Here is an 18,199-nt window from a genome sequence, read left to right as displayed (position 1 = left end):
GGCGGAAGCTAGTGGGAAAGCCGGGGATGGGCAAGGGGGGTCGTCGGCGGGACCGGACGGGCCGGGGCGAGGAAGGGCAGCACGTCGCGGGCGGCCTGCACGAACTCCGCGGCGGGGCGCGACAGCAGGGCGGCGCGCTCTTCAGCCAGTGCTGCGGGGGTCAGCCGCGACAGCAGTGCGGCCAGATCCTCGGGCCGGGGCGCATCGATGACATGACCAAGCCCGTCGGCGGCGATGCGCCGCCCGGTCTCGGTTGCCTTGAGCGCCACCGAGGGGCAGCCGCACCAGCTGGCCTCGTAGATGCGGTTCGGAAGCAGCCAGTCGGAATTGGTGCCGCGCTGCCACATGTCCTGCGCCCAGACCAGATCGCAGCCGGCATAGGCCCCCGCCAGCCCCTGCGGATAGGCATAGGGGCCGGTCCATTCGACATTCGGACGGGCGGCGACGGCCTGATGAAAGCCGGTCAGCGCATGCTCATGCAACGCGCCCGAGATGCGAACCCGCAAGCGGTCGCCCATCAGGTCGGCGGTCTGCGTCAGCAGATCGACCGAGGCCTGGCAGCGGATCGAGCCGACGAGGCCGAGGGTCAGGGGGGCGTTCGCGGTTCGGGGTTCGGGTTGCGGGCGGGCCGGACGGCTGGCGGGGTCGAGGCCGAGCCACAGCTTGTTCTCGACCACCGCGACCGGGCCGTCATAGCCCTGCATCGGCGCGAAATACTCGCGGATGAAACCCGGCGAACTGACCACCAGCAGCGCCGCCTGAGCCAGCACATGACGCTCCGCCCGGCGCATGATCTGCCCGGCGCGGCCCGGACGGGTCATCAGGTCGTGGATGTCGAGGCATTCATAGACCAGCGGTGCCGGTCGCTTGCCCGCGCGCAGCGAGGCCAGCCGCCGCGCCGCCAGCGCGATCAGCGCCATGTCGAGATTGCGGGCGATGATCACCTGCGCATCCGCAAGCTGCCGCCATCCCGCCAGCGCCAGCCGCACCGAGCGCGCCGCCGCCCGCGCCCGACCGCGAATGTCGCCATGCCGGACCAGCCCCAGATCGATGTTGCGCCAGTCCGGTGTGATGTCCGGGCTGCCCTCGCGTCGCTGGCAGAACGAGGTGACGTCGCAGCCAAGCGCGATCAGCGAACGGATGCGGCGGATCTGCGCCGGCTCGGCCAGATCGATGCCGAAGACGGCGACCGGCAGCCCGGCAAGGTCTGAAGGGGCAGGGCTCATACCGGGTCATTGCCGTAAAGCTGCGGCTGCGGCTCGTCGCGCAGGCCCGCGACAACGCCGCGATGCAATTGCCCGCGCAGATACCAGAAAATGCGCTGCGTCTCGTCCGGGGACAGTTTCTCGCGCAGGCGGCAGAAGGCCGCCTTGGCCGAGGCGGTGACGAACAGCCCCGCGCGCTCGGCCCGGGTCTCAGCCGTGATGATATGGGTCTGCCCCATGCGGAAGCGGCGCACCCCCAGCCAGTCCAGCGACTGCCGCCCCTGTGGCACCGGCTCGGTCACGATGGCGCGCGGGGCAGGCAGCAGCCGCGCACCCATGCCGGTGAGGCGCAGGAAGAACTCGGTATCCTCGCCGCCCGACTGGCCGCGCGACAGGTCATAACGCTGATCCTGCCAGGGTGTGCCCTGCCAGCGCAGCGCCACATTGCCGCTGTTGCCGGTGCGGATCGGCAGCCGCATCCGCTCGGGATGCGAGGAATGGAAATCGAGGCGGCTCAGCCAGCCGGGCGCGCCCTCGGGGTAAAGCGCCTGCACCTTGCCGAAGGCGCCATCGGCTTGACCGGCGACTGCCATCAGCTCGACCAGCCAGTCGGGATGCATGGATTCGTCATCGTCGAGACTGGCGATCCAGTCGGCGCCCCGGGCGCTGGCGGCATCGAGGCAGGCATTGCGCGCCAGCGAGATATTGCGGGCAGGCGCATGGATGTAGAGGCAGGGATAGGGCAGGGCCTGTGCGGCCTCGGCCACCACCTGCCTTGCGCTGTCGGTGTCGTCATTATCGGCGATGACCAGCCGCACATCGCTGTCCGGCGGCAGGCGCAGAGCGGCCAGCGTGGCGATGGCCTCGGCCACGGCGGGGCGGCGGAAGGTGCACATCAGGATGTCGATCTTGGTGGTCATCGGGCGGCTCCCTTCAGAATGCCGGTCAGAAACCCCGCCCCCCAGGGCAGGTGCATGGCAGCGAGAGCCGGCCCGGCCCAGAGGCCGGCCGGATCGCGGTGGCGCTTGGCCATCCACAGCGAGGCGCTCAGCAGCAGGCCGGCGTAAAGCGCGGGCCAGATCGCGCCGAGCGCGGTCAGCCAACCGAGGCCGGTCATCAGACCCGTGAGGATCAGCGCTGCGCATGCGAGCAGCAGCATCAGGTTCACCGCCGGGGCCAGTTGTCGCAGGCGGGGCCTCATCCGGTGCTTCAGCACCGTGCGCGCCCGGCCCCGGCCATAGGTCCAGTATTGCCGGGCCAGCGCCCGGAACCCGGGCCGCATCTGGTAATCCAGCCGCAGGTCGCCCGCCATCCAGATCCGCCCGCCGGCCGCGCGCAGCCGGTGATCCAGCTCGGCATCCTCGTTATGGCTGAAGCCGGGATCATAGCCGCCGGTGCTGCGGAACCAGCCCAGATCCATTGCCGCATGATGGCCGTGATCGACCTCGCCCGAGCGATGCCCACCGCGATGGGCCGAGCCACCCGAGCCGAGCGGCGTATCGACGATCCAGGCGGCGGCGCGGGCGAAGCCGGTCTGGCCGCGGGAATCCATCGGCACCACCACCGAGGCCATGCCCAGTTCCGCCAGCCGGTCGGCGGCGGCCATGGCATAGCCCGGCGGGTAGATCGCATGGGCATCGGCGCGGACGAGGATGCGGTGCTGCGGCAGCGCCGCCTCGGCCACGGCGCGGTTGATGCCCGCCGATTGCAGGCGTTCGGGATTGTCGATCAGGTGCAGGTTCGGGAACTCGGCCTGCAAGTTTGTGACAATCGCCTGCGTGCCGTCGCGGCTGCCGCCATCGGCGACGACCAACCTTGCATGGGCCAGACGCGGATCACCCGCCATCAGCGAACGCAGGCAGGGATCGATCGCGCGCGCCTCGTTCAGCGCGGGGACGACGATCAGCACCTCATGCCCGGTCAGGGCGGTCGCGCGGGAAAGGTCGGGGCGGTAATGGGTCATGATGCGGTCTCGCTCGCGCTGCGGCGCAAGTGGCGCAGGCTCATCAGCGTCGGGTCGATGCCCAGGAGGCGGCGGGATTGTGCGGCCATGATTGCCAGCGCGATGGCCTGGCCCAGCACCGCGCCAAGTGCAGCGCCGGTCAGGCCGAAGCCCGCGCCGCCGGCAAGGATCGCCGCCACGATGGCCAGCGCGCCCAGCATGTTGCCGGTGAAATCGGCGCGACCGAGGCCGCGCGCCGACAGGATGACCGAGGCCGGGCCGAAGAGGATGGCGGTGGCGGGCAGCGCCAGCAGGATCATCAGTGCCGGTCCGGCGGCGCGGTATCCGGCCCCGAACCAGCCCAGCACCCATGGCCCGAGAAGCGCGGTGCCGAGGACGCCAAGGGTCAGCCCCGCCAGCTTGATCGCCGCCGAGCTGGCCAGCAGCCGGTCGCGGTTGGCGGGTTCATCTGCCGCCATGGCGCGGGCGATGCGCGGGCTGAAGGCCACATCCACCGCGACCACGCCGAAATTGATGATGTTGATGATCGAGAAGGCCACGGCGAAGAGGCTCAGCTCGGCCGGGGTCAGCACCAAGGCTGTGGTGGCGATCAGCAGGGCCTTGCGATACTCGCTCATCATCAGCCCCGGCGAGAGCCAGAGGCCAAGCGAGATCCAGCCGCGCCAGCCCGCCATCGGGGTCGGCTGGCCCGCCAGCGGTGTGAAGGCCTGGCGCAGCAGGCGGTGCTGGATCAGGACGGTCAGCCCCTCGGACAGCGCGAAGAGGGCGGCGACATGCCAGGGCAGCAAGGGCGTGGCGGTAGCCCATGCGAGACCCAGCCCGAGGGTCAGCACGATGGGTCCGGTCAGAAGCCGTGGCAACAGTCCGCGCCGCATCGCGCCAAGCGCGGTGGCGTGCCGCGCGGTCAGCCGCGCCAGTGCCACCATGAGTGCCGCGACGGCGATCCAGCCGACCAGCAGCCCGTTGCCCTGAAGCTGCGCCCAGATCACGGCGGCCAGCGCGAGGATCGGCGCGGTCAGCCAGACCATGCGGCGGTTGAAGCGGATGAAGCCCGCCGCCTCGTCCAGGCGGCCCTGATGCAGGGCCGGGACCAGAAGCCGCATGGCGCCGGATTCGACGTTCAGCGTCAGGAGGATCGAGGCGATCTGCGCCAGCGCGATGGCATGAAAGGCAATGCCCGACAGCTCGGGCTGGACCAGCCGGGTCAGAAGCAGCGTCCAGACCAGCGCCAGCAGGTTGGCCCCGACGCGGGCAAGGATCAGCAACAGCGAGTCGATCAGCCCGCCGGCATGGTCGCCCGACAGGCGGCCGCGACCCGGCCTGTGCGCGGTGGCTGGCGCAGGGGAAGCCTCGGACAAGCGAATTTCCGCTGGCATTGGCCCCGGTTCCATGATGCTATCGGTCGATGCCATTGGGTTTGTTGATATCCGGATTTCTGCTTGGGTTGGTCGCCGCGATCGTGGTCTGGACCCTGTGCGATGCGAGCATTCTGATGTCGCTGCTGGTGCTCGTGGTGGTGTCGAACCTGTTCGCCGGGCTGGCCGCGCTGTGGCGGTCCCGCCGCCGCTGAGGGCGGCGCGGGATTATCGACCCGTCGCGCCCAGCACCACGCCCACCGTCTGGACCAGGATCCCCATGTCGCCCCAGAAGCCGAAGCTTTCGGCATAGGTGCGGTCGATCTGGATGCGCTCGTCATAGCTGATGTCATTGCGGCCGCTGACCTGCCACTTGCCGGTCAAACAGGGGCGCAGCGCCAGATAGGCGGCCCGCGCCTCGCCATACATCGCCAGTTCGGCCTCGGTGATCGGACGGGGCCCGACAAGGCTCATCTCGCCCCTGAGCACGTTCACCAGCTGCGGCAATTCATCGAGGCTGCTTTTGCGCAGCACGTTGCCGATGCCGGTGATGCGCGGGTCGCTGAGCAGCTTGCGGGTCTCGTGCCATTCGCGCCGCGCCTCGGCATCGCGCTCGAGCAACTCGGTGAGGCGCAGGTCGGCATCGGGCACCATGGTGCGGAACTTGAGGCAGCCGAATTCCTCGCCGCCGCGCCCGACGCGAAGGTGCTGGAACAGCACACCGCCCGGCTGGATGACCTGCATCAGCACGATGACGAGGATCAGCGGCAGGAAGACCAGGATCAGGACCAGCGCGCCGATGATGTCGAGCCCGCGTTTGCCATAGCGGCCATAGAAACCGTTCAACCGGTCATGGACCAGAGCCGGGGTCTGCGCCGATCGGCTGCGCATCGCTTCGGACGGGCGGGCGGTCGTCTCGCTTGCATGGCGCAGCGCGGGGGGGCGCGAGGGGCTGCGCGTATCGTCCAGGGCATCAAACATCATGAAATCTACTCACCACAGGCACAGGAACCGCACCGGGCCCGGACACTGGCACGCAGATGCGCGCCGGATCGGGTCTGGGCAGCTCATTATTTCGGGCGGTAGACCCGCCTGCTTCAAACTTGCAATCACGGCAAACAAGATCAATCGGCCCATAACATCATTGGTCCTGTCTCGGCCAATTCCTGCTGCATTTCATCGCCGGGTTGAGGGCGTTCACCGGCGCCTCCGCTTACTGGAAAGCGGCATCGAAGCTGTTCACGAAGCCGCCGCAAAGGTCGCCTGAAAAATCATGAACTCTTTTCGCCTCTTGGCCTGCGTTTTCAGGGCTCAAAGCCATTTTGGATCGGGTTCCATCACAGGTCGAACATTGGTCGCATAGGAGGATTTCCGCCGATGCTAGTCAATCTAAAGTTGATTTATGCCATTCAGAACGCACGCATAACGCGTTGATTTTGTGATGTAAACGGTTCAGTTTTGAATTTTCACGGGACAGAATCATGGTTTGTTGTGTTGTTGCATGACACTGGCTGCTCAGCGTCGGCAACGTCACGGAACGCAGGTGGTGACGGGACCGGCGACGTTGCGGTCCTTAATGATTTGAGGAAGGGTTCTTCGCACTGCCATGCTGTTTCAGACCACGCACCAATCGCCCCGCACGGCGCTGACCATCTTTGCCCACCCGGATGATGCCGAGATCTCCAGCTTCGGCTTCCTCTCCAAGCTGCGAAAGCAGGGCTGGCGGGTGGTGGTGCTGATCGTCACACGCGGCGAGAACGGCGCGGATCCGAGCGAATGGGATCGCCGGCTCGAGGCCGAGGCGGCGGCGGGGCTGATCGGTGCGGAACTTGTCTTCGGCGACTTCCCCGATGGCTTCGTCGCGCGCAACAGCGAGTTGATCTCGTGGCTCGAACGGGTGCTGGACCGCGAGCGTCCCGAGGTCATCGTCACCCATCATGTCGGCGAAAGCCGGACGGCGCATCAGGATCATGTTGCGGTCGAGGCCGCCGTGCAGATCGCCGTGCGCCGTGCCGACTGGACGCCGACCCTGCTGTTGGCCGAGGGGCCGGACAATGATGCCACCTTCCGTCCCAACTGGTTCGTGGACATCACCGACGAGTTCGAGACCAAGCTGGCCGCCATCGGTCTGCACCTGTCCCAGGGCCGCAAGTATTACATGCAGCCTGACTATCACGAGCTTCGCTCGCGGCGCTGGGGGCTCAGCGTGCTTGCGGGGCGCGAGCGCCCGGGCATCAAGGCCTATTGGGAGGCCTATTTCCTGGCCCAGCAGGTCAACTGAGCCGCATGGACAAGCACTGAGATCCAGATGACGAGCGAGACGAAGATCAGGGCGGCCGAGCAGGCTGGGCCGGCGAACATGGCTATCGCGCCCCGCACCCGCCGGGCGCCGGTCGATTTCATCGTGCTGGGCGCCATGCGCGCCGGCACCACCACGCTGCATGGCCTGCTGTCCCGCCATCCCGCCATCTCGATGGCGCGGGACAAGGAGACCGACTATTTCATCGCCGAGAAGAACTGGCCGCAGGGCGCCGACTGGTATCGGCAACAGTTCGACCCGGCCCGTGCGCTTTGGGGCGAGGCCAGCCCGAACTATGCCAAGGGCCGGGATTTTCCCGGCGTGCCCGAGCGCGTCGCCCGCCATGCGCCCAAGGCGCGGCTGATCTACCTGGTGCGCGATCCGCTGCGCCGGGCGGTCTCGCAATATGGCCACAGCTGGACCATGGGGCTGCTCGACATGCCCCCCGGCGATCTGCCCGACAGTCACGAGTATCTGAGCCTGATCGACGCCAGCTGCTATGCAAGGCAGCTGGACCTGTGGCGCGCGCATTTCGACGGCGGGCAGATGCTGATCGTCGATTTCGACGCGCTGATCGCCGATCCGCAGGGGCAGATCGACCGGGTTCTGGCCCATATCGGCGCCGCGCCGATGCAGATCGACGCGCTCAACCGGGAAAATGGCGGCGGCGAGCTGTCGCGGGTGCCGCGTGGGGTGCTGAAACTGGCGCATGGGCCATTGCGCCCGGTGCTGACCGGGCTTTTCGGCCATCGCAGCCGCGCGGCGATCCGCAGGCTTCTGGCGCGCGGCCCTGAACGGCGGCCCCCGGCCTTCCCCGAGGCGCTGCTGGCGCGGATGCGCACCGATCTGGCCGAGGACGCGGCGCAGTTCCGCGCCATGACCGGGATGGAGCAGGCGCATTGGTCGGTGTGACGGCAGAAAACATCCCGCAGCGGACCGAGTTGCCGGGTGCCGGCCTGTCCCGTCCGGGGCAGCGGTCGCTGTGGGTCCTGCTGGATGTCGGTCTGGCGCTGTTGGTGCTGATCACCGCCGGAGACATTCCCAATCGCTGGGGGGTCAGCTCTGCCCTCTGGGCGCTGATCTATGGGCTGACGGTGCTGCGCATCCTGTCGGTCTGGCCGGCCTTCTTCCGGCTGCTGACCCGGAACTGGGTCTATCTGCTCTATCCCGCCATCTGCCTGATCTCGGTGGTCTGGTCGGTCGCGCCGAGGACCACGCTGGTCGGTGGAGTCCAGATCACCATGTCGGTGCTGATCGCCTGCTTCCTCGGCTGGCGATTCGACCCGCGCCGGCTGATGCTGCTGGTCTTTGCGACCACCTTCGCCGGCGCGCTGGCCTCGATGCTGAACTATGCCAGCGGCGGGGCGATCACCCGGCCGCTCTACAGCGATGTGGGCGGTCTGCTGGGGATCTATACCAACAAGAACATGCTGGGCCATTATTCGGGTCTTTGCGCGCTGATCGCGATGATCTTTCTGCTGGCGCCCCGGACGCAGGTGCCGGCCCTCGCGCGGCGGGCGGCGCTGCCGGCGCTGGTTCTCTGCATGATCGCGGTGATCCTGTCGAAATCGATGACGGCGGTCTTGCTGCTGCCGCTTTATCTCGGCCTTCTGCTGCTGCTGGCGCGCAACCGGCTGCCGGGCTGGCTGCGCTATGGCGCGATCGGCGCGATCATCCTGACCGTGGCGCTGGCCCCGGCGCTGATGGCGCTGGCCGATTTCGACCCGGCGGCGGCCTTGTTCGCCTCGACCGGCAAGGACGCGACCCTGACCGGCCGGACCGAGCTTTGGGCCATCGCCGCCGGCGAGATCGCCAAGGTGCCGCTGATCGGCTATGGCTTCGGCGCTTTCTGGGCCGCGCCGCGGTTCGAGCACCTGCATTTCCTCGTCCTGCAGGCCGGGGCGACCGCGCCCACCTTCCACGACTTCATCGCCGATGTGGGCATCGGCACCGGCTTCATCGGGATCATCGCCATCCTGGCGCTGGTCATCACCACCCTGCGCCGGGCCCTTCGGCTGTGGCGCTGGTCCGGTTCGGTCTTTGCCGCCGGCTGTCTCGTGACCGTGCTCTGGCCGCTGAACCTGGCACTGGTCGAACCCTATCTCTACCGCCAGCACGAGTTGATGCTGGGCTGGATGATCATGATGGGGGTCAGCCTCGGGCAGCTTCGCCGGGCCGACCTTCATCCCAAGCGTAAAGAGTGACCATGAGAGAACTTCCTCCCTTCGCCCGTTTCAAGCAACGCTCGAGGCTCTATGCCGGGCGGTCCCTGCGCACCGTCGCAGGCCAGAGCCTCAGTGCGCCCTGCGTCTTCCTGCATGTGCCGAAATGCGGCGGCACCTCGGTCTCCGAGGCGCTCTATGCAACCGTGCCGCTGCATCGCAAGATCGGCATCCTCGACTCGCCCTCGATCCGTCGGGCGCTGGCGATGCAGGCCACCGGGCAGGACGATCTGTCCTTCCATGACGAGGGCCCGAATGCCGAGGCCACGACCCGCTTCCGCGAGGCGCTGGTCCTGATGCACATGGCCCATCAGGCGACGCTGATCCACGGCCATTTCCTCTGGTCCGAGACCGCATGGCAGCATTTTGGCGACCGTTACCGCTATGTCACCATCCTGCGCGACCCGGTGGCGCGGACGATTTCCAACTATCGCATGGACAAGCGCAGCGGCACCTTTACCGGCGATTTCGACGCCTTCCTCGACAGCGCCGAGGGCCGGCGCAAGGCGCTGCACAAGCTGCGCTATTTCAGCGGCATGGCGACGGTAACGCCGGATGAGGAGGCCGAGGCGCTGGAACTGGCGCGGCGGAACATGCAGCGGTTCACCCTGATCGGCTTTCTGGATGACCTGCCGGGCTTTGCCAGCGATTTCGCCCGCATCTTCGGCCCGCGCCCGCGCATCCCGCATTACAACATGGCCGAGGATCGCCCCGTTCAACTGACTGATGATCAGATGGATCGGCTTCGCGCCCTCTGCGCCCCCGATCTGGAGCTTTACCAGCTTGCCCGTGAAATCGCGCCCGGCCTGCCGGCGCGCGCCCGCGAGGATGCCGCATGATCCAGAGCGATGGACCCTTCTGGCGCCGCGACGGCGTCAACCGCGACCCCGAGGCGGTGCCCGAGGTCGATCTGGCCTCGACGCTGCGCGCGCTGCGCGGCGGCCTTGGCCGACGCTGGCGGCTGATCGCCGGGGTGACACTGGCCCTGACACTTCCGGCGCTGGTCTATGTGCTGCTGGCCACGCCGAAATACACCGCCCGGGCCGAGCTGGTGGTCGATCCGCGCATCTCGAACTCGCTCTCTGGCCCGGAATCGCCGACGCTGTTGCTGTCGGACGCGCTGGTCGTCGACAGCGAGCTGAAGGTTCTGTCCTCGCGCGAGGTGACGACGCAGGCCGCCGAAGATCTGGGCCTTTTCGAGGTCGTGGCGGAGGACGAGGCACCCGGCCTGATCGGCCGGACCTTCGCCGCGCTCGGCGATCTTCTGGGCGGGGACGACGAGGAAGCCCCGAGCGCCGAGAGTGCCGAGAATATCGAGGCCACCCGGCGCGAGGGCATCCGGCGCGAGATGATGCAGGATTTCGACATCACCCGCGACGGCGGCACCTATGTCATCGACATTTCTAACACTTCCGAGGACCCGGTCTTCGCGATGGAGGCGGTGAACACGCTGATCGACGCCTATTTCCAGGTGTCCTCGGACGCGGCGCTGTCGGATACCCGGCGCATCGCCGGCTGGCTGGACCAGCGCGTGGCGGTCTTGGGCGACGAGGTGCAGAAGGCCGATGTGAAGGTAACGGAATACCGACGCGAGAACGATCTTTTCACCATGCGCGACGACGTGCTGCCGTCCGAGGCGGAACTGTCGGATGCAACCGACCGGCTGATCCGCCTGCGCTCGCAGCTGATCGAGATCGCCACCAAGTCCGACAAGATCAAGGGCATTGCCGGCACCGATTCCGTCGCCGCGCTGATGGACGGCACGCTTGGCGGCGATGTGGCGAGCCCGGCGCTGAAGGACTTCCAGACCCGCTATGCCGGACTGGTCGCGGAAGAGCGTGATCTGGCTAGCCGCTTTGGCGCGAACAGCGATTCCGTCGCCCGCAACCGGCAGGACCAGACCCAGCTGCGCGACCTGATGCTGGAGGAGGCCGCCCAGATTGCCGAACGGCTGGACACCCAGCAGGAGGCCACGCGGCGCGAGATTGCCGCCACCGAGGCGCAGGTCGAGGACCTGCGCGCCCGCGCCAATGCCGATGCCGAGAAATCGATCCGGTTGCGCGAGTTGGAACGCGATGCCGATGCCAAGCGCAGCCAGTATGTGACCATGGCGCAAGAGATGATCTCGGCCTCGCAGCGCGAGACCTTCCAGCGCGCCCCGGCGCGCGTCATCGCCCGCGCCGTGCCGCCCGATCAGGTCTCCTCGCCCAATGCCAAGCGGCTGTTGATCCTGACGATCTTCGGCGGGCTGGTGCTGGGCTCGGGCCTCGCCTTCCTGCGCGAGGTGATGGACAACCGCCTGCGCCGGGTCAGCGATCTGGGCGAGGGGCTGGGGCTGCGGTACCTGGGCTTCGTGCCGGGCGTGCCGCTGCTGCGGCGGCGTCTGCGCGGCTTCAAGGGGATGCTGGTCCCGCCCGCGCGTGACAGCGGCGAGGCCGCCGATACGCTGCGCAACCTGATCGCCGAATTGCAGCGCCGCAAGACCGGCGAGGCGGCGCTGATCACCGGCGTCACCTCGATCCGGCGCGGCGAGGGTCGGGCGGTGCTGGCCGGCTGGCTGGCGCAGGGTCTCTGCGACCGGGGCAGCCGGGTGGCGCTGGTCGATCTGGACCCGCGCGCGGGCAGCCTGTCGGCGGAGCTGCCTGGGCGGATCACGCTTGGCGATCCCACGGCGGAACCGGATCTGGCGCGGTTTCGCGAGGGCGCGCAGCCGGGGGCGCCGCTGATCCTCGGGCTGGCCGAGGGTGCCGACCTGCTGGACCGGGCCGAGCAGCAGCGGCTGGCCGGGCTGATGGGGGCCTTGCGCGGCGATCTGGATCAGGTGCTGGTGATCCTGCCGCCGTTGTCGGACCGGGCCGAGGCCGAGACCGCCGCCGGGCTGATCGATGGCGCGATTCTGGCGCTGCGCTGGGGCGAGGATGCGCTGCGCCCCGCCGAGGCCACCGTCTCGGCCAGCGGCGCGCTGCGGCCCAAGCTGATCGGCGCGGTATTCACCGCCACACGATCGGCGGGGTTCCAGCAGTATAACCGCGAGGGGTAGAGACCGGGCAGTCATGTTCAACAGTCTTGCGATCTGTTGAACATGACTGTATTCAACAGTCCAGACGATTGTTGAACACGGCCTTTCCATGATCCAGCGCCACAGCCCGATTGCCCATGCCGCCTATCACGACCTGCTGCGCGGGCTGAAGGACGAGGCGGTCAGCGCGTTGCGCGGCACCCCCACGCGGGTCGAGCGCAATGGCCGGGCCTATTGGTATGACAGCTTCCGCGTCGGCACCGATGTCCGCAAGCACTATATCGGCGAGGACAGCCCCGAGCTTGGCGCCCGGCTCGCGGCGCATCGCGCCGCGCGCGACGATGCCCAGACCCGCCGGCGCAACCGCGCAAGGCTGGTGCGGCTCTTGCGCGCCGAGGGGTTTCTGGGTCTCGATCCGACCACCGGCAGCCTGATGGCCGCGCTGGCCGGGTCGGGGGTGTTCCGCCTTGGCGGCACGGTCATCGGCACCCATGCCTTCCGGCTTTACGAGGGCGAGCTGAACCTGCGCTATGACCTGAGCCAGACCGCGCAGACCGACGATATCGACATCGCCAGCTTCGAGCGCCTGTCGCTGGCGCTGGAGGATGCCGCCAGCCCGCCGGTGCAGGAGGTGCTGGGGGATTTCGCCTTCGCCCCGGTGCCGAGCCTTCAGCCGGGCAAGACGTGGCGCTGGAAGCAGACCACGGGCAACACGCTGATCGAATTCCTGACCCCGGCCTTCGATGCCGAGGAGGGGCTGCGGCCCCTGCCCGCGCTCGGGGTCGAGGCGCAGGCGCTGCATCACCTGAACTATCTCATCGCCGAGCCGATCGCCGCCGCGCTGCCCTATCGCAATGGCGTGCTGGTGCAGATCCCGCGCCCGGAACGCTTTGCCATCCACAAGCTGATCGTCGCCGACCGGCGCCGCAAGGATGACCGGCTGAAGGCCGAGAAGGACCGGATGCAGGCGGCCTTCCTGATCGACGCGCTGGCCCTTGACCGTCCCGAGGATCTGGCCGAAGCCTATGAGGAGGCGCTGGATCGCGGGCCGAAATGGCGCGAGCGGATCGCGGCCAGCCTGTCGCGGATGCCCGAGACGGCGGTGCGGCTCGAGGCACTGGCGGGATAGGTCGCGACGAAACCCTTGGCAGGGTGAGGGGCAAAGCCTTACAGATATCGCCTGAATGACCGCAAAGGTGTGACGGATTGTCTTCCGCAGACAGGGACATCATCGCCGGGCTGCTGGATGGGCTGGATATCCGCTCGGCCGGGTTCATCGTGACCGTCTATGGCGATGTCGTGGTGCCGCGCGGAGGCGTGTTGTGGACCGGCACGCTGATCGCGATCTGCGGCGAGGTCGGCATCAATGAATCGCTGGTGCGCACCGCCGTCTCGAGGCTGGTCGCCGCGCATCGACTGACCGGCGAGCGGGCGGGGCGGCGCAGCTATTACCGGCTGGATGCCTCGGCCCGGCAGGAATTCGACGCCGCCGCCGCGCTGCTCTACGCCGAGGACAAGCCGGCGCGGGGCTGGCAGATTTTGCACGCGCCGGCGATGACGCCCGAGGCGGCGCGGGGCCTGCGGCTGGGGCATATGGGCGGGCCGGTCTGGATCAGGCCCGACCGGGGCCGGCCCGCGCCCGAGGGTGCGATCTGTTTTCCTGCCGCTGATCCGCCGGTGCTGGGCGAAGTGGCGCAGTTCTGGGACCTGTCGGATCTGGACCTGCGCTACCGCGATCTGCTGGCGCGCTTCGGGGATCTGGCCGGGATCGCGCCCGATGGCGGGCTGGCCGACCTGACCGCGCTGGTGGCGCGGCTGCTGCTGGTTCATGTCTACCGGGGCGTGATGCTGCGCGACCCGCGCCTGCCGCAAGGGGCGCTGCCGCCCGGCTGGAAAGGGCAGGAGGCGCGCGCGCTGTTCCGGGGTCTTTACGCGGCGCTGACGCCGCAGGCGGAACGCTATGTGGCTGCGCATTTCGAGGGGGTGGGCGGGCTTCTGCCCGCGCGGACGCCGCAGACCGAGGCGCGTTTGGCCGGTGTTCTGGCCTCCTAAGCCGTTGAAAAGAGGGCAGGGGAGAGTGCTGCCCTTAATACATCACAGATTTCCGCAAGAATTTTCTTTTCTGTGATGCATTGACGCGGTATAAGCTGACCAAGCGGTCGGTGAATGAGGGGATTCGCCGTCCGGACCAGGGGAGATTTTCATGACCGACGCCTTCATCTGCGACGCCATCCGCACGCCCATCGGCCGCTATGGCGGGGCGCTGGCCTCGGTCCGGGCCGATGATCTGGCGGCCCTGCCGCTGAAGGCGCTGATGGAGCGGAACCCCAATGTGGACTGGTCGGCGGTCGATGACCTGATCCTCGGCTGCGCCAATCAGGCGGGCGAGGATAACCGCAACGTCGCCCGCATGGCGGTGCTGCTGGCCGGGATGCCGATCAACGTGCCGGGCACCACGATCAACCGGCTTTGCGGCTCGGGCATGGACGCGGTGGGCATGGCGGCTCGCGCGATCCGGGCGGGCGATTGCGATTTCATGGTCGCCGGCGGGGTCGAAAGCATGACCCGCGCGCCCTTCGTCATGCCCAAGGCCGACAGCGCCTTCTCCCGCGCCAATGCGGTCTATGACACCACCATCGGCTGGCGCTTCCCCAACCCGGCGCTGAAAAGGGCCTTCGGCACCGACTCGATGCCCGAGACGGCCGACAATGTCGCCGCCGATTTCGGCATCAACCGCGCCGATCAGGACGCTTTCGCCGCCCGCTCGCAGGCGCGGTGGGAAGCGGCGCAGGCGGCTGGCGTCTTTGCCGACGAGATCGTCCCGGTGACGATCCCGCAGCGCAAGGGCGATCTGCTGGTCGTCACGGCGGACGAACACCCCCGCCCTGGCACCACGGCCGAGATGCTGGCCCGGCTGAAGGGCGTGAACGGCCCCGACCTGACCGTCACCGCCGGCAATGCCTCGGGCGTGAACGATGGTGCGGCGGCGCTGGCGATCCTGTCGGGCGAGGCCGCGGCGCGCCACGGGCTGACGCCCAAGGCCCGCATCGTCGCCATGGCGGCGGCGGGGGTCGAGCCGCGGATCATGGGCATCGGCCCGGTCCCGGCGGTCCAGAAGGTTCTGGCCCGCGCCGGGATGACACTCGACCAGATGGATGTGATAGAATTGAACGAGGCCTTCGCGGCGCAGGCTCTGGCCGTGCTGCGGCAGCTTGGCCTGCCCGATGACGCCGACCGGGTGAACCCCAATGGCGGCGCCATCGCCCTTGGTCATCCCCTGGGGATGTCGGGGGCGCGGCTGGTCACGACCGCGATGTATCAGCTGCATCGCACCGGCGGGCGCTATGCCCTCTGCACCATGTGCGTCGGTGTCGGTCAGGGCATCGCGATGATCATTGAACGCGTCTGACCGGGAGGCAGGACCATGTATGCTCAGATGGTGAAATCGGAAGGCATGAAGTCGCGCGACGAGATGAGCGCCGAGGAACAGGCCTTTCAGGACCGCATCGACCGGGGCGAGAAGATCGAGCCCAAGGAATGGATGCCCGAGGGCTATCGCAAGACGCTGATCCGCCAGATCGGCCAGCACGCCCATTCCGAGATCGTCGGCCAGCTGCCCGAGGGCAACTGGATCACCCGCGCGCCCACGCTGGAGCGCAAGGCGATTCTGCTGGCGAAGGTGCAGGACGAGGCCGGCCACGGGCTGTACCTCTATTCCGCCTGCGAGACGCTTGGCGTCACCCGCGACGAGCTGATGGAACTCTTGCACGCCGGGAAGATGAAATATTCCTCGATCTTCAACTATCCCACCCTGACCTGGGCCGATATGGGCGCGGTCGGCTGGTTGGTCGATGGCGCGGCGATCATGAACCAGGTGCCGTTGCAGCGCACCAGCTATGGCCCCTACAGCCGCGCGATGATCCGCATCTGCAAGGAGGAAAGTTTCCACCAGCGGCAGGGCTATGCCATCATGATGAAGATGGCCTCGGGCACGCCGGCGCAGAAGAAGATGGCGCAGGATGCGCTGAACCGGCTCTGGTATCCCTCGCTGATGATGTTCGGACCTTCGGACAAGGACTCGGTCCATTCGGCGCAGTCGATGTCCTGGAAGATCAAGATGAACAGCAATGACGAGCTGCGGCAGAAATTCGTCGACCAGACCGTCCCGCAGGCCGAATATCTGGGCCTGACCGTTCCCGATCCCGCACTGAAGTGGAACGAGGATAAGGGCGGCTACGATTTCTCGGAGCCCGACTGGTCGGAATTCTATGATGTGCTGGCCGGCAATGGCCCCTGCAACAAGGACCGTCTGGGGGCGCGGGTGAAGGCCTGGGAGGATGGCGCATGGTTCCGCGACGGTCTGGTCGCCCATGCCCGCAAGGCCGCCGCCCGCCGCACCCCTGCCGCCGCCGAGTAATCACGCTTTTTGAGGGAGAGACCCATGTCCAAGGAATGGCCCCTGTGGGAGATTTTCATCCGTGGTCAGCACGGGCTGAACCATCGCCATGTCGGCAGCCTGCACGCCCCTGATGCCGAGATGGCGGTGTTGAACGCCCGCGATGTCTATACCCGCCGCAACGAGGGCGTGTCGATCTGGGTGGTCCGCTCGGCCGATATCACCGCCTCGAGTCCGTCGGAAAAAGGCCCGCTGTTCGAGCCGGCGAATTCCAAGGTCTATCGCCACCCGACCTTCTTCGACATTCCCGATGAAGTGGGGCATATGTGATGCCCTCGCTTCCCGACATGACCACGGCCGACGCCGCCGATCTGGCGCGCGCGCAGGCCGCCGCCCATCCGGGCCAGACCGCCCCCCGCCCCGATGCCGACCAGGAGGCGCTGTTCGAGGCGCTTCTGCGCATCGGTGACAGCACGCTGATCCTTGCCCATCGCGTCTCGGAATGGTGCGGCCATGCCCCGGCGCTGGAGGAAGATATCGGCCTTGCCAACGTCGCGCTGGACCTGATCGGTCAGACGCAGATGTGGCTGGGACTGGCCGCCGAGGTCGAGGGCGAGGGCCGGACCGACAATGATCTGGCCTATCTGCGCGACGCATGGGATTTCCGCAACCTGCTGATCGTCGAGCGTCCGAACGGCGATTTCGGCCAGACCCTGATGCGGCAATTCCTGTTCGATGCCTGGCATCTGGAACTGCTGACGGCGCTGATGCAATCGGCCGATCCGCGCGTGGCCGAGATCGCCGCCAAGGCGGTGAAGGAAGTGGCCTATCATCTGGAACGCTCCTCCGATCTGGTCATCCGCCTTGGCGATGGCAGCGAGGAAAGCCACCGCCGGATGCAGGACGCGCTGGACGATCTGTGGCCCTACACCGGCGAGATGTTCCTGTCGGACGACAAGGATGTGACGCCGGCCGCCGAGGGCGTGATGCCCGACCCCTCGAGCCTCCGGGCGAAATGGGAGGCGGTGGTGCGCGAGGTGCTGGACGAGGCGACGCTGTCGATCCCCGAAAACGACTTTGCCCACAAGGGCGGCAAGCAAGGCGTTCATACCGAGCATCTGGGCTATATCCTTGCCGAGATGCAATTCCTGCAGCGCGCCTATCCCGGCGCAAGCTGGTAAGCGGTCGTGGAACAACTCGCCGCCGCACAGCCTGATCTGGCGCAGGTCTGGGACTGGCTGTCCGAGGTGCCGGACCCCGAGATCCCGGTCATCAGCCTGACCGATCTGGGCATCATCCGCAATGTCGAGTGGCAGGGGGATGTGCTGGTCGTCACCGTCACGCCCACCTATTCGGGCTGCCCGGCGACCGGCATCATCAACTTGGATATCGAGACGGCTTTGCGCGAGCGCGGCATCGAGAAGCTGGTGCTGAAACGGCAGATCTCGCCGCCCTGGACCACCGACTGGATCAGCGCCGAGGGGCGCGAGAAGCTGCGCGCCTATGGCATCACGCCGCCGGTCGATGGCACTGCCGCCGATGGCCGGCTGGCCGGGCGTGTGGCGCGGATGGCGGGCGGGTCGAACCTGACCATCGAATGCCCGCGATGCGGCTCGACCAAGACCGAAAAGGTCAGCCAGTTCGGCTCGACCCCCTGCAAGGCCAGCTATCGCTGCACCGACTGCCTCGAGCCCTTCGACTATTTCAAATGCATCTGAGACTGCATTCCGCATCAGGAAG

At 67.6% G+C, this 18,199-nt stretch carries 18 protein-coding genes; 13 read left to right on the top strand and 5 right to left on the bottom strand.

From position 1 onward, the window contains the following. Positions 1-8 precede the first annotated feature (8 nt). From Q1A36_RS09030 to Q1A36_RS09015, 4 genes are read right to left on the bottom strand one after another with little or no spacing between them, the layout of a single operon-like run. Positions 9-1,226, bottom strand: coding sequence for a glycosyl transferase (locus Q1A36_RS09030; RefSeq protein ID WP_299842414.1), 1,218 nt, complete (start codon positions 1,224-1,226; stop codon positions 9-11). After that, a complete protein-coding gene (locus Q1A36_RS09025) occupies positions 1,223-2,125 on the bottom strand; it encodes a glycosyltransferase family 2 protein (RefSeq protein WP_299842411.1) in 903 nt (300 codons plus the stop codon). Before Q1A36_RS09025 ends, Q1A36_RS09030 begins: the two co-directional genes overlap by 4 nt. Beyond that, positions 2,122-3,168 (bottom strand): glycosyltransferase family 2 protein, encoded by a 1,047-nt coding sequence (locus Q1A36_RS09020; protein ID WP_299842408.1) that lies wholly within the window; start codon positions 3,166-3,168, stop codon positions 2,122-2,124. Before Q1A36_RS09020 ends, Q1A36_RS09025 begins: the two co-directional genes overlap by 4 nt. Beyond that, positions 3,165-4,544 (bottom strand): hypothetical protein, encoded by a 1,380-nt coding sequence (locus Q1A36_RS09015; RefSeq protein WP_299842405.1) that lies wholly within the window; start codon positions 4,542-4,544, stop codon positions 3,165-3,167. Before Q1A36_RS09015 ends, Q1A36_RS09020 begins: the two co-directional genes overlap by 4 nt. Before the next feature lie 29 nt (positions 4,545-4,573). Between Q1A36_RS09015 and Q1A36_RS09010 the strand changes: the two genes are divergently transcribed. After that, positions 4,574-4,738 (top strand): hypothetical protein, encoded by a 165-nt coding sequence (locus Q1A36_RS09010; RefSeq protein ID WP_299842402.1) that lies wholly within the window; start codon positions 4,574-4,576, stop codon positions 4,736-4,738. Positions 4,739-4,751: 13 nt separating this feature from the next. Here the strand turns inward: Q1A36_RS09010 and Q1A36_RS09005 are convergent, their stop codons facing one another. Beyond that, positions 4,752-5,507, bottom strand: coding sequence for a sugar transferase (locus tag Q1A36_RS09005; protein ID WP_299842399.1), 756 nt, complete (start codon positions 5,505-5,507; stop codon positions 4,752-4,754). Positions 5,508-6,129: 622 nt separating this feature from the next. Here Q1A36_RS09005 and Q1A36_RS09000 point away from each other — a divergent pair. The 12 genes from Q1A36_RS09000 to paaD all read left to right on the top strand — a co-directional run bounded on the left by Q1A36_RS09000 (position 6,130) and on the right by paaD (position 18,177). After that, positions 6,130-6,804 (top strand): PIG-L deacetylase family protein, encoded by a 675-nt coding sequence (locus tag Q1A36_RS09000; RefSeq protein WP_299842396.1) that lies wholly within the window; start codon positions 6,130-6,132, stop codon positions 6,802-6,804. A 27-nt stretch (positions 6,805-6,831) separates the two neighbouring features. Next, the gene (locus tag Q1A36_RS08995; RefSeq protein WP_299842393.1) at positions 6,832-7,734 is read left to right on the top strand and encodes a sulfotransferase; all 903 of its coding nucleotides are present in this window, start codon (positions 6,832-6,834) and stop codon (positions 7,732-7,734) included. After that, the gene (locus tag Q1A36_RS08990) at positions 7,731-9,026 is read left to right on the top strand and encodes an O-antigen ligase family protein (RefSeq protein ID WP_299842390.1); all 1,296 of its coding nucleotides are present in this window, start codon (positions 7,731-7,733) and stop codon (positions 9,024-9,026) included. Before Q1A36_RS08995 ends, Q1A36_RS08990 begins: the two co-directional genes overlap by 4 nt. A gap of 2 nt (positions 9,027-9,028) precedes the next feature. Then, positions 9,029-9,883: a sulfotransferase family 2 domain-containing protein gene (locus Q1A36_RS08985; protein WP_299842362.1), complete on the top strand. Its 855-nt coding sequence runs from the start codon at positions 9,029-9,031 to the stop codon at positions 9,881-9,883. After that, positions 9,880-12,084, top strand: coding sequence for an exopolysaccharide transport family protein (locus Q1A36_RS08980; protein ID WP_299842359.1), 2,205 nt, complete (start codon positions 9,880-9,882; stop codon positions 12,082-12,084). Before Q1A36_RS08985 ends, Q1A36_RS08980 begins: the two co-directional genes overlap by 4 nt. Positions 12,085-12,172: 88 nt before the next feature. After that, on the top strand, positions 12,173-13,192 hold the full coding sequence (locus Q1A36_RS08975) for a GSU2403 family nucleotidyltransferase fold protein (protein WP_299842356.1): 1,020 nt from the start codon (positions 12,173-12,175) through the stop codon (positions 13,190-13,192). A 77-nt stretch (positions 13,193-13,269) separates the two neighbouring features. Continuing rightward, a complete protein-coding gene (locus Q1A36_RS08970) occupies positions 13,270-14,115 on the top strand; it encodes a PaaX family transcriptional regulator C-terminal domain-containing protein (RefSeq protein ID WP_299842353.1) in 846 nt (281 codons plus the stop codon). 151 nt (positions 14,116-14,266) lie between these two features. Next, positions 14,267-15,472, top strand: a complete 1,206-nt coding sequence (gene pcaF, locus Q1A36_RS08965) for a 3-oxoadipyl-CoA thiolase (RefSeq protein ID WP_299842350.1) — start codon at positions 14,267-14,269, stop codon at positions 15,470-15,472. 15 nt (positions 15,473-15,487) lie between these two features. Beyond that, entirely contained in the window at positions 15,488-16,480 is a 993-nt protein-coding gene (paaA, locus tag Q1A36_RS08960) for a 1,2-phenylacetyl-CoA epoxidase subunit PaaA (protein ID WP_299842347.1), read from the top strand. 24 nt (positions 16,481-16,504) lie between these two features. Continuing rightward, entirely contained in the window at positions 16,505-16,789 is a 285-nt protein-coding gene (gene paaB / locus Q1A36_RS08955; RefSeq protein WP_101754588.1) for a 1,2-phenylacetyl-CoA epoxidase subunit PaaB, read from the top strand. After that, positions 16,789-17,640 carry a 1,2-phenylacetyl-CoA epoxidase subunit PaaC gene (gene paaC / locus Q1A36_RS08950; protein WP_299842343.1) on the top strand — a complete coding sequence of 284 codons (852 nt, stop codon included), beginning with the start codon at positions 16,789-16,791 and terminating at the stop codon, positions 17,638-17,640. The genes paaB and paaC overlap by 1 nt, the downstream gene beginning before the upstream one ends. A 6-nt stretch (positions 17,641-17,646) precedes the next feature. After that, positions 17,647-18,177 carry a 1,2-phenylacetyl-CoA epoxidase subunit PaaD gene (gene paaD / locus Q1A36_RS08945; RefSeq protein ID WP_299842340.1) on the top strand — a complete coding sequence of 177 codons (531 nt, stop codon included), beginning with the start codon at positions 17,647-17,649 and terminating at the stop codon, positions 18,175-18,177. Positions 18,178-18,199: the final 22 nt, after the last annotated feature.

The organism is uncultured Paracoccus sp. (assembly GCF_947487305.1).
GTDB lineage: Bacteria > Pseudomonadota > Alphaproteobacteria > Rhodobacterales > Rhodobacteraceae > Paracoccus.
Note: the sequence above shows the minus strand (reverse complement) of the source record. Positions and strands in the feature narration are given on the sequence as shown.